The organism is Coleofasciculus sp. E2-BRE-01, assembly GCF_040221695.1.
Taxonomy (GTDB): Bacteria; Cyanobacteriota; Cyanobacteriia; order Cyanobacteriales; family Coleofasciculaceae; genus Coleofasciculus.
The window spans coordinates 1-12,007 of the sequence record NZ_JAVKEA010000227.1; the positions used below are offsets into that span (position 1 = coordinate 1).

At 44.3% G+C, this 12,007-nt stretch carries 10 protein-coding genes and 1 pseudogene; 5 read left to right on the plus strand and 6 right to left on the minus strand.

The genetic code is table 11. The annotated features are described in order from the left end of the window. Positions 1–205: 205 nt before the first annotated feature. Complete coding sequence (locus tag RIG66_RS31345) at positions 206–2,290, minus strand: S-layer homology domain-containing protein (protein WP_446383670.1); 2,085 nt, start codon at positions 2,288–2,290, stop codon at positions 206–208. Between the two features lie 192 nt (positions 2,291–2,482). Next, positions 2,483–2,653 carry a hypothetical protein gene (locus RIG66_RS31350; RefSeq protein WP_446383672.1) on the minus strand — a complete coding sequence of 57 codons (171 nt, stop codon included), beginning with the start codon at positions 2,651–2,653 and terminating at the stop codon, positions 2,483–2,485. A 38-nt stretch (positions 2,654–2,691) separates the two neighbouring features. Here RIG66_RS31350 and RIG66_RS31355 point away from each other — a divergent pair, with 38 nt between their 5' ends. Further along, positions 2,692–2,916 carry a hypothetical protein gene (locus RIG66_RS31355; RefSeq protein ID WP_446383674.1) on the plus strand — a complete coding sequence of 75 codons (225 nt, stop codon included), beginning with the start codon at positions 2,692–2,694 and terminating at the stop codon, positions 2,914–2,916. A gap of 234 nt (positions 2,917–3,150) precedes the next feature. On the opposite strand, the gene RIG66_RS31360 is transcribed toward RIG66_RS31355, so the two are convergent. Continuing rightward, on the minus strand, positions 3,151–4,362 hold the full coding sequence (locus tag RIG66_RS31360) for an RNA-guided endonuclease InsQ/TnpB family protein (RefSeq protein ID WP_446383676.1): 1,212 nt from the start codon (positions 4,360–4,362) through the stop codon (positions 3,151–3,153). 270 nt (positions 4,363–4,632) lie between these two features. Between RIG66_RS31360 and RIG66_RS31365 the strand changes: the two genes are divergently transcribed. Genes RIG66_RS31365 through RIG66_RS31375 form a run of 3 tightly spaced genes read left to right on the plus strand, consistent with a single transcriptional unit; the run spans position 4,633 to position 6,866 of the window. Beyond that, positions 4,633–4,959, plus strand: a complete 327-nt coding sequence (locus tag RIG66_RS31365) for a hypothetical protein (RefSeq protein ID WP_446383678.1) — start codon at positions 4,633–4,635, stop codon at positions 4,957–4,959. Positions 4,960–4,989: 30 nt separating this feature from the next. After that, positions 4,990–5,139 (plus strand): hypothetical protein, encoded by a 150-nt coding sequence (locus tag RIG66_RS31370; protein ID WP_446383680.1) that lies wholly within the window; start codon positions 4,990–4,992, stop codon positions 5,137–5,139. 11 nt (positions 5,140–5,150) lie between these two features. Next, the gene (locus RIG66_RS31375) at positions 5,151–6,866 is read left to right on the plus strand and encodes an alpha/beta hydrolase (protein WP_446383682.1); all 1,716 of its coding nucleotides are present in this window, start codon (positions 5,151–5,153) and stop codon (positions 6,864–6,866) included. A 556-nt stretch (positions 6,867–7,422) separates the two neighbouring features. Here the strand turns inward: RIG66_RS31375 and RIG66_RS31380 are convergent. Both RIG66_RS31380 and RIG66_RS31385 read right to left on the minus strand, forming a co-directional pair. Next, positions 7,423–7,830: an endonuclease domain-containing protein gene (locus tag RIG66_RS31380; RefSeq protein ID WP_446383684.1), complete on the minus strand. Its 408-nt coding sequence runs from the start codon at positions 7,828–7,830 to the stop codon at positions 7,423–7,425. Between the two features lie 165 nt (positions 7,831–7,995). Further along, entirely contained in the window at positions 7,996–10,818 is a 2,823-nt protein-coding gene (locus RIG66_RS31385) for a pentapeptide repeat-containing protein (protein WP_446383686.1), read from the minus strand. Between the two features lie 483 nt (positions 10,819–11,301). Here RIG66_RS31385 and RIG66_RS31390 point away from each other — a divergent pair, with 483 nt between their 5' ends. Then, positions 11,302–11,748, plus strand: a complete 447-nt coding sequence (locus tag RIG66_RS31390; RefSeq protein WP_446383688.1) for a type IV pilin-like G/H family protein — start codon at positions 11,302–11,304, stop codon at positions 11,746–11,748. A gap of 118 nt (positions 11,749–11,866) precedes the next feature. On the opposite strand, the pseudogene RIG66_RS31395 reads toward RIG66_RS31390, so the two are convergent. Further along, positions 11,867–12,007: pseudogene (locus RIG66_RS31395) on the minus strand (IS4-like element ISSysp3 family transposase); the annotation flags it as partial.

Genomic DNA, 12,007 nt, shown 5'->3' on the forward strand with positions numbered 1-12,007 from the left:
GAGGTTTTTTCGCCTCCAACAGACAATTCCATCCTGACACCCGACACCCGACACCCGACACCCGACACCCGACACCCGACACCCTTGCTCAACCGAGCTTTCACCTTAAGTTGACACCAATGCACGTCGGTGCGCCCCTACGGTTTGGAGGATGTTAGGCTAATCTATCCAATTCGGTGTACTAGCGGGTTAATACTTTCCCCCGTTAAGCGGACACAATGTAATCCGAATCAATCGCACTCACCTGATTCGCATCCACTAATGCCTGATACACCATAGCCGCCACCTCACCACGGGTAGCCGCTTTGGTTGGATCTAGTTTTTTGACATCAGGATGATTCACCACAATTTGTTTCTTCGTTGATGTGGCGACTTCCTCCTTGCCATACTCCGGAATATCATCACTATCCTCGTAAAAATCTAAGGCATTATCATCGGATTCTGATAATTCTAATCCATTCACCAAAGACACCAGAACCTGAACCCGTTCCACATCATCTCCCTGGCGGAACATATCACCGGGATAACCAGACAGAAATCCGCCGCGATAAGCTTTTTGAATCACATCCTTTGCCCAAGATTGATCACTAACATCCAGGAAGTTTTTGGCTTCCCGTTTAGGTTCAGGGTCAAAGGCTTTAACCAATAACGCTGCATATTGGGCGCGGGTCATTTTTTCATTGGGTTTAAATGTACCATCGCCAAACCCGCTAATTAAGCCTTTGTCGAGTAATCCTTCAATAAAGGGTTTTGCCCAGTGGTTTTGAATATCAGGGAAGGTTTTACTGGCGCTAACAATATAGTCTGAGTTAACTTCACTCACCTGATTCGCATCAACTAGCGCCTGATACACCATCGCCGCCACCTCAGCGCGGGTAGCATCTTTTGTCGGGTCAAGTTGTTTCGTATCCGGATAACTCACCACAATTTTTTTCTTGGTTGCCGTGTTGACTTCATCTTTGGCATAATCCGGAATAGCGGCGCGATCGCTATAGGTAATCAACACCGTCTCATCGCTTGCCGATAACCCCAATCCATTCACTAAAGACACAATCACTTGCGCCCGTTGCACATTATTATTGGGTTTAAAGGTATTGTCCGGAAAACCCGATAGGAATTCGCCGCGATAAGCCTCTTGAATCACATTTTTTGCCCAGAAATCATCAGCAACATCGGTGAACTTTATCCCATCCCGTTTAGCCGAGGGATTAAAGGCTTTCACTAATAACGCCGCATATTGAGCGCGGGTCATTTTTTCATCGGGCTTAAATGTGCCATCTGTAAAACCACTAATTACTCCTTTGTCAATTAATCCTTGAATAAAGGGTTTTGCCCAGTGGTTTTGAATATCGGCGAAGGGATCCGGTGCTTGACCTTCATCATCATCGTCATCACCATTTCCACCGCCACCATCGCTGATACTGCCTTCAATGTTAATTGATCCACTCACTTGATTAGTCGTCAACTGATTTCCCCAAGACAGCAGCGTATTTTTGCTGGAGTTGAGAATCGCAAACTTGCCGTTGTTGCGAAAAATATTATTACCCGGATCGTCTTGGCTTTTGCCTAAATCAGGCTCAGCATTACCTGTTACAGCAATACCGTATTCTTCATTATCTTCAATGGTGTTATCTCGCAGGATAGGTTTAGAATCGACAGAAATTCCCACTCCGAATCGGTTTTCGGTAATAAGATTATCTACAATTCGCGGCGTCGCCTCGCCATCAATACTAATACCGTAACCTGCTCCTTTACATGTATTATCCTTAATTTCTCCTTGAGCTTTTTTGGTAAACGAGATGCCATTGCCACCGTTATCAATAAAGTCATTATCAACAACGTTAGGTTTAGCCGTTCCGGTAGCTAAAACCCCTTCGCGATCGCATTGAGTAAAGGTACAGTTTGTTATAGTTGGATCAGTCGATTCGATCCAAATCCCTGTGCCGCGTGTGGCTTTATTCGTCACCGTGACACCGCGCACTTCGGTTGTATCTTCCAGTAAAAGGGTTATATTTTGTTTAGCCAGCGTGGGGCTAATATACTCGCCATTCCCTTCAATTACAATACCATCGCCTTTATTCTGTTCATTGCCTACCAGTTTGACCCCAGATGGGACTTGCAGTGGGAAAATCTCGCCACTCGTCGCATTATAGGTTCCCGCCGTCAGTTGTATAGTTGTATCGGCTTGGGCTTGTTGCAGGGCTTTGGACAAGGTTTTAAAGGGAGCAGATTGGTCACCCGTCGCGCTATCGTTTCCGGTAGCGGGATTAACGTAAAGAGTTTGAGCCATAATGTAATCTATCTATCGAAACAATAATTGGAGTATTGACTTGAGATAATGGTGAATGTTTCCCAGCGTAAGCTCAACTTGTAGCCAAAATCATCCTTCATTAGGGTGAAATCTAGCTACTCACGGTTCCTGAAAATGACCTACTTTTCACCTTCAAATCACTTTCTCAACTTAAGTTGAGAGACGTGCGGGTTAAGTGGTTTCTGCCAAACCGGAGTCAGCTTGCTGATCAGAAGTCCAGGTTGGGTAGTCATGGCTGATTTGCAATTGGCTGTGCTGGTTAAGGATATATAGAGATGTGCGATCGCGGTTAAAGGATTCTTGGCGATGATTTGATCGGCTCGCATCCCTTACTACGATCACGGCGCTAGAATGAATATAGCTTGACCTCCCGGAAAACGATGGCTTTAGAACCCTGTAAGGTGTGTGGTTCCCTAACTAGCACGAATGATGAAATTTGCATGATTTGTGGCTATCCGGCGAAAGGACGCCCGAAGACGATTTGGTTAAAGTGGATTGCGCTGATTCTGGCGCTGGCTATTGGTTTACCTTTAATTATCGCTACATTTCAAAATCTCGTGAGTTCAGAGACGCCGATTCAATCCGTACCCTCTGAAAGTAAGTAATACCGAGTTGCGCTCAAACCTAGTAGATAGGAAAAGCTGGGGAAGCTGGGGAAGCTGGGGGAGCCAATGTAGAGACGTGCCATGGCACGTCTGGAAGTGTTGCCTATTGCCTATTCCCTGGCGCGTAGCGCTATATCTGCATCTCGATGAGAAGCCGATGAGTTCTCAAAGTTTTCAGTCCTAAACTCCGATAACTACCCGTTTGAATGAGGATGTTGATTGACACTCTCCGCCCTATAAGGACGGAGATTCTTCTTTCATAAACCCGGCTTGCTTTGACAGGATTTCTCCAATCAAAGTAGAGGTCGGGTCTCCAGAAGCGTTCGGATTTAAAATCCAAGTTCCGACATGCCCTGCCGTACTTAAGGCTATTTTCAGAATATTGATGGCGGCGTTCCAATCCCGATCCAAAATACATCCACATCGACAAATGTGAGTTCTAGTGGACAAGGATTTTTTAACTACTGTGCCGCAGTTAGAGCATTGCTGAGAGGTGTAGGCAGGATTAACCGCAATGGTTATTTTGCCAAATTTAACTCCAAAATACTCTAACCATTTTCTGAACTGATACCAACCTGCATCATTAATCGATTTGGCTAAACAATGATTTCTGACCAAATTCTTAATCCTCAAATCTTCATAAGCAACCAAATCGTTAGATTGGACTACGCAACGTGCCACTCTCTTGGCATGTTCTATGCGCTGCCTACTTATTTTGAGGTGTTTTCGCCCTAATCGATTAATGGCTTTCTTTCGGTTGGCTGAGCCAATCTCAGTGCGTGAAACTCGTCTTTGAAGGAAGCTTAGACGTTTCTCGCCTTCTCGATAAAATCGCGGATTTGGCTCTTTGTGACCATTGCTATCGGTATAGAACTCTTTGAGTCCCACATCTAAACCAATGGCTTTTCCTGTCGGCTTGCTTTCTACTTTGTTTTCAGCGTTAACCAAAAATTGAACATAGTAGCCATCTGCACGACGGACTAACCTCACCCGTTTTATTTGATCAAGTTGGTAGAAATTTAAGTCCCACGTCCCTTTGAGCTTGAGATTGCCAATCCCTTTCTTGTCCGTGAAGGTTATTTGTTTTCGAGTTTCAGAAAGCTTCCATCCGCTAGTTTTGTATTCAACTGAACGGCAGTTTTTCTTAAACTTTGGATAACCCTTCTTTCCCGGAATAGCTTTTTTGCAATTACTGTAGAATCGAGCGATTGACGAATACGCCCTGTCCACAGCCGTTTGACAAGCATGGCTATTTAAGTCCTTGACAAAGGAAAACTCAGCTCTTAGCGCCGTGTTGTAGCGATACAAGTCTTTTTGTCCTACGCCTCGGTTATCCATCCAGTAACGGATGCATTTGTTGCGGACAAATTGAGCGGTTTGAATCGCTTCATCGATCGCTGAGTATTGAGTTGTCTTTCCTTGGCCCTTGAACTCAAAGACCAACATTTGACGTGGAAAAAATCGACATCAATATTTTAGCACATAAAAGTCGTCCTGGAAGGTGTTCCTGAGCCTGTCGAAGGACGAGGAGCCTGAACCCATTATTTTCGGTCAAATCGATTATCCTCTAGATCCTAATGCACATCTGTGAATGTCCCTACACAAAGCCACTACTCTCTCTATTCTCCGATTACAACAAAAACATAGACAGGATGTATTCGGCTATTGATTCCCGGAACGCGATCGCGAAACGGTTCATCTGAGAGAAGGAGACTAATGATGCATTATCAAAAATATACGGATGAATCCTCAACCCGCTTATCGCGTCTCAAGGTATTCAATAGTACATACGCTCTAGATGAAAAGCAACTGGATGGAAATCTGCACGATGTATCACTGACTAACCCGGAATCGATTCCTTTCTTTGAATTTATTCCGGCGACACCGAAATCGCCGCAGCGAGTCTTCGGGATTGTTGGTGTGGTAATTCTCTTGGCGGTATTGGGGATAAGTGGCGCGATCGCCTTAAGTAGTTGGACAAGAGGAAACGGCTCTGTACTAAGTCTTGTAAATAGTCCTCAAACCCTGACAAAGGACAAATGACAAAGGACAAATGACAAAGGACGAAGGACAATGAATGAACATCATTATTATATTGGTTTACTACTTATCTTGCTGATATTCGGGTTTGAACTCGTGGTTCAGTCAGCCGATATCAACGCCGGATCACGAGTGCGATCGCGTTCCTCTTGTCAGGAAGATAGTTTATTAGTTAGTCGTTGAGATGGAATGGGATGAATCAGCGTTACTATCGGATTTTAGGATTAAGTTTATTCCTGGTTTGTCTAGGACTCCTGCTATGGACAGGTTTTCAGCTAACTTTCGGTATTGAATCTCAATCCGTCGCGATTCCGATCAACGCTAAACAGAATTTAATCACTCGCATTTATACGCCTAAAACGACACCAAAACCCCAACCTGTGATGATTTTATGTCATGGGGTGAATGCCAGTAAAGAAAGCATGACCCCTTTAGCCATAGAATTAGCCAGACATGGGATTGCAGCCATTCCCTTTGACTTTGGCGGCTATGGAGAATCCTATTCGGTGGGGATGCAAAATAAATCGATTAACAGCCTAGAAGCCAGTACCGTCGCTGATGCCAAAGCCGTCTTAGATTTTGTGCGATCGCGTTCGCGAAGCGTGTCCTCGGACGCAAGCGTGTCCGATATGGACGTATCGCATCCCTCCCAGTTTGATTCTAAACGTATTGGCATTGCGGGTCATTCCATGGGGGAAACCACGGCATTAAAATTAGCTCAACTTGAGTCTCAACTACAAGCCACGGTTGTCCTGAGTATCAGTGGATTTGCCACACCCACAATTCCCAACAATCTCTTCCTGGGTGTTGGCTTATACGAACAACTGAATCCGCCGTCAGAGTTGCGCCAAATGTGGCAAACGGTTTGTCCGGATGGTATCTGTAATAATTTTAAGAATGGAACCGCACGTCGGTTAGTTATCTCCGATACAACGGATCATTTTACTGCACCCTACGACCCAAAATTAATCCGTCAAGTGATTCGTTGGACACAACAGGCTTTTGATCTACCGCTTCAAGAGAAGCCTTTAATTGTTCCCTGGTTTATTGTTGGCGGGATTGGTACAGTTAGCGGCAGTATTATGGGGGGAGTTTGGCTAGTTCTGCGTTGGCAGAATTCAAAGCCTTCTCTCTCTAACCCCCTTTATACCCCCCTTTCATTCCCCCCTTTCAAAGAGGGGCTAGGGGGGATGGAGAAAGGATCAAAAGCAAGAATTCGATACAGTGTAACTGGATTTTGGGGGATTGTTTTCCTTATCTGCTGGATAGCTGGAACGAGTAATCTTTTAGTCTTGTGTAGTCTGCTGCAACTGGTCAGTAATTATAGTTTGCGTCATCCGGGAAAGATTAGCCAAGCGGTACGAATTACTGGATTGTATGTCGGTTTAGGGTTAGCTGCTTTCTGCTTATCGGGTTTACTTCGGGGTGCAGTTGAATTGTGGCATCATCCTTTATCATGGTTCAAATTTCCCCAATTTTTACTGCAATGGATTATTTTTATTGTTTATAACTATGGCATCGCCATGAAAGTGGCTATTTTAGAGACGTACACGTTCACGTTACAACCAAGTTGGCTCTTGTTTCTGATTATCGGATGTGAGTTAATTCAACCCGGTATTATTTTAACCGGGGTGGAAAAAGTAGGGATTTGGCTAGTGCAATGGTTACGTCGTCCGCTAACTGTAACTGGCTTGGGAAAAGTCTCTGGAAAAGACGCCGGATTAATCGGAGTTTTGGTAGTGTTACTTATTGTTTTATTACATCAGCGCCGTGCGGATATTGGTCAAGTTGCTAGTCAGGGAATCGCCGCACTGGAAGTGTTTGGACTATTGCTGGTGTTACCGATTGGGGTGGGGATTTGGATTGTGCGATCGCGCTGGTTTCAGTATCTGGAACATCGGTTAACTTAAAACGAATGCCACTGACTTTAGAGTTTGTAGTAAGCGCTTTAGCGCTTCTGGCACGCTTCGTGCCTACTACGAACCCAGATTAACTCAGCGACATTTAACTTAAAACCCCTCACCCCCAGCCCCTCTCCCACCCAGGGGATAGGGGAGAATAAAGGCGACTTTAGGTTATGTATTTTCAATGAATAATAGAGAATAGTAAGATTATTTTTAGTTCTTTTTTCTCTTGATAAAAGAAGAAGAAATTGATCGGCTGTCCGGTTCCTCTTCTCCCATGAAATAAAAGCGAAGTATCCTCTGTCTTTTATCCGTGTGTTTAAACTTAACCTTAACCCCTCACCCCCAGCCCCTCTCCCCTTGTGGGAGAGGGGAGAATAAAGGTAACTTTAGGTTATGTATTTTCAGGGAATACTAGAGAATAGCAAGATTATTTTTAGTTCTATTTTATCTTGATAAAAGAAGAAGAAATTAATGCGCTGTCCGGTTCCCCTTCTCCCCCCGGTGGGAGAAGGGGTTAGGGGATGAGGGGGAAAATGCCAAGAAGTAGACAGACACCTCCTTAACTTGACACCAATGGAGGATGAGGGTGTCCAAACTCCCCGCGAATTCGACTCAAAACCCCTGCCAAATTCCTCTCCACCTCCTCACTACTCACTCGCACAAATCGTAATCTTAAAGACTCCAAAACTTGCTGTCGTTGCTCATCCAAATATTTCTGAGACTCATGAACTCCACCATCAACCTCCACAATCAACCGCTCAGACGCACAGAAAAAATCAACGATAAATCGCCCGATGGGTTGCTGACGCCGAAACTTTCGCCCCTCTAGCTGCTTTTTCCGCAAGGCTTGCCATAATATTGCCTCACTCGGCGTTGGTTCCTTGCGAAACTGACAGGCAATTTCTATCATCTTCTGTTCTAATTGTCTGGGAACTTCCCATCGCTCTACATTTTCAGTTCTTTTCACGGCGTTACCTCTCAAGAATAAATTGTGTAGGGGCGGGTTTTACTACTATCTTCTCGGTTACACCCCGATGTAACTAAACCCGCCCCGACTCAGGTTTATCTCTCCGAGAAGGCTTCACCTACATTCCTCAACCGCACCTACACAGTTGGCTCGGTTTCTTGAGAGCTAATCGGTATCTTTGCCCTCAAGGATTGTTCCCTTAAGATTTGCTCCTTCAAGATTTGCTTCTTCAAGATTCGCCTCTTCAAGATTTGCTCCTTCAAGATTTGCTCCTTTAAGATTTGCCCGTTTCAGATTTGCCCCTTCAAGATTTGCCCTTTCAAGACGCGCCTGTACAAAATTTGCCCTTTCACAATTTGCCTTCACAAGATTTGCTCTGACAAGAATTGCGCCGAAAAATTTTGTCCATTTAAGGTTTGTCCCCACAAGATTTGCCTGCAAAAGATTCGCCCCTATAAGATTTGCCCCTTCAAGATTTGCCTCTTCAAGATTTACATTGTCAAGTCTTGCCCCCAAAAGATAAGTTCCTACAAGATTTGCCCCTTCAAGATTCGCGTATTGAAAATGTGTATTGACAAGATTCGCTCTTTTAAGATTTGCTTTTAAAAAATTCGATTCATAGAAATCTTTGAAGCTAAGTAAGCAACCTGGCAAGTCTAAAAAACTTAAGCAACTCAGACAAAACATATTTTGACTAACTCGTTGTCCGTGCAGCCGGGAAATCCAAGTGCCAAAAGCATCTGGAGAATGCCATTTAATTTCCGATAGTTTCTTAGTCAAACGCGCACAACTATTAAGAACCGCTAACAAGGCTTCCTCCGCATTGCGGGCTTGTCGGTTTTCTTCCTGAAAATTAGGTCGCGGTTCTAGCTTTTCCATTGGCATTCCGTGGCGCAGCATGAAACCAATCAGATGACAAAGAGTATCCTGCCACTTTGCTACATCCTCTGGCTTGTTTTGATAATGCAGCCCCATTTCATCTAAAACAAACTTAAATAAATATTTATCCATCGCCGTAGAACCACAGACTAACACCCAGCGATGTAACGCCCGACGCTCATCCCAATCTTCATAAGGATCATCATCGCGGGCTTCTAATTTGCGGTGGATATACCGCACTTCTTCGACTATGCGTCTGGCGGTTAAATATTCTCCAAAACTTTTGTGGGTAAATTCAAAGGTTTTGTCCCATGAATCATTATGTCCACTTTGACGGAAATAGAACGCCATCATCAAGCGAGTAATGCTGGTTTTTGCATCATCTTGAAACCCTTCTTGAAATCGCTTGAGCAGATTTTTAAGATTGCTGTTGTCACAATGGCTTTGAATGTCTCGCACCGTAGTTGTCCGCCCATTCCCATGCCAAGCAGCGAGGGCAATTTCTTCGAGAATGCGAATAAAATCTTTTTCTTCAATTCCCTGAATCGCTCTATGTTGATGTCCTGCCCACCCTCGCTCATAAATGGCTTTGAGTAAGTCATTATAAATGGCATTCAAGTTAGTGTCTTTAGAAAAAGCGAGTTCTCCCCGTATTAAACTGAGAGCCACCAGATAATTGAGCAAGGGTTGAGCGGTAATTTCAGTTAAATTGCCTTGGTTTAACTCATTGGGTAAACCCGTATAGCCATAACCACTCACAGCACCATAATTTTGCCACCAATTCTGGCGCTGATCTTGTTCTAGTAGCTGGTTCGTATCAACATAATTTTTCCGCTTATCTTCAGGTACAAAGTAGGGTGAAACGTGCAGGATTTGTCCTTCTTTGCGAAAGTCGGTTTCATTTGCCTGGACTGCCAATTCTCGTCCGGCAATGAGTACCTGTAAGCAGAGTTTTTGCTGGTTTAATCGGTCAACGGTGCGCTGGACTTCTCGGACAAAATCTTGGGCAATTTTCTCAGCAATTTTTCCCTGCATGGCTAACTCATCCAGTCCATCAAAAATCATCAATAGACGAGATTCGCGATAGTCTGGCGCTAGGGGATTGTGCGGTAAGATGCCGTCCATCTGGACAAATTTACCCACGGCATCAATTAAATCATCGGCGGGATTAAAATGATGCAGGGGAATAAATAAAACCCGAATCTTATCTGTTTCTGCTAAGTTGGCGGCAAACATTTTAGCAAAGGAGGATTTGCCACTCCCCGGACTGCCACTAATTAAGCGAATGGCATCATCTTTTTTGGCTTGATTCAGCCAGGTTTCTAGTTCTTTGTCTAATTCAATGACGACGCGCTCAAAATTATCACGATTGGTCAGTCTCGGTTCTACTTCTTCAGCCTTTTGTCCCTCAACTTTACGCTTATAGTACGCCCGTAGCGGTACATAGACGCGCTTGAGGCTAAAGGCTTCTAAAAACATCGGTTCTTCGACCTGTTTTTGTAGCCAGGTTCCATAGCGAAACCATGCCTGAAGTCGGTCATTGGCTTGGGTAAACGGAGTATCTAACTGTTCTTTGAGTCCAGCATAGTCTTTAGCATGACGCCTCCACTCATCGTGTAATGCGGCGGCAAAGTAGATGGGGAGTCGGTCACTAATAGCAATGGCGTCGGCTTCACTGAGGTTACACTGCTTTAACCAGTCCATAAAAGCAGGTTTAACCGCTTGAATGATCGGGTCTTTATCGGGATGGTTAAAAAACTTTTGGTTTAAAATTAAGTGGCTATTCTCTAATGCCTGTTTAATCCCCTTTTTTAAGGGTTTGAGATTAAAGTGTTTAGGTTCAATTTCTGTTTTCTCATCAACCAGATTCTTAATGGCTTGAAGTAATGAGCGCAAAACCAGCCACCACCCTTTTTCACTGGCATTTTCAGCTAAACCCAGGGCAGATAGGGCTTCAACCCCATCCCCGGCTAAACTATCCCATTTGCCAAAAAAGAAATCAATACCTCCTTTTCCTACGGCTTTTGAGAATTCTTTTAAGTTGAGTTCCATTGGTTTGTGAACCAATGCAGTCGGCTTGCTGATGGGGAGTCCAGATTTGTTTGTCATGATGGGTTTAGGGGAATTGTTACAGGGTGATAATGTAGAGACGTTGCATGCAACGTCTCTACAGGGTATCGGAACAGGGAATTTTGACCTCGGAACACGGCATTTTGACCTCAGCAATTCCACCTTAGCAGGTGCGTTACGCTGACGCTAACGCACGATGGCGGACTGACACAGCTAAAATAGGACTTTGTTTGTAGTGAGAACTTTAGTTCTCTAACGCCTAGCTGGAGAGGGCTAAAGCCCTCTAAAATAGGACTTTGTTTGTAGTGAGAACTTTAGTTAGCTATTTTACCTTGGCTGGTGCGTTACGCTGGCGCTAACGCACCCTACGAATCTTCAAATCAAGTCGATGAGAAGTCGATAAGTTCTCAGTTATGTTCTCAAAGTGTTACCTGTTTTAATCAAGGTGTAGAGTTAAAACCTAATCTCATGGGTAGGAAAACTGGAACAGATGCAAGTAGCGTAGGATGCTTTCTAGGATTGATGTTACTGATAGCCGGATTTCTTTACATAGTTGCACCCATCTTTTTGAATCACAGTCATAAACATTCCCAATCAGAAGGTAAACAATATATTGGTTCAATGAATCGCGCCCAGCAAACTTACTACTTAGATAAACAAAAATTCAGTGGCAATATTCCTGATCTAGGTTTGGGTATCAAAACTGAAACCGAAAGCTACACCTACTCAACTCAGATAACTGATAATGCTGCATTTAACTATGGCATATCTCGTAAGGACAACGTTCGGAGTTATGTCGGTGGTGTTTTTGTCGTTCCCGCAACTGACGTTGATGCTGCATCGGATGAAATAACTACAGTTGCTATTCTATGTGAAGCGGATACACCGGGTTCAATTAAGCCTGTAGTACCTACCTATCAAAATGGTGAACTGGCTTGCGGTGAAGGGACAACAGATTTATTCAGATAGGAATAAGTTGAACAATTATCCAACTGCTTCGTTAATTTAGGGTTGCTTACATCAATGAAGTATTTAGATAAGGGCGCAACCCCTCTCCCACGCCAGCCCTCACCCCCAGCCCCTCTCCCTACGGTGTACACACAAGTGGAGTCTGAGCAAGTTTCCACCCCAGGAAAAGCGACTCAAACTTCCGCAAACCCTTGACGAGAGTGGGCATTCCTGGAGGACGTTGGGAACGATAACCCGACCATCCTCCCAGGCGTGCAAT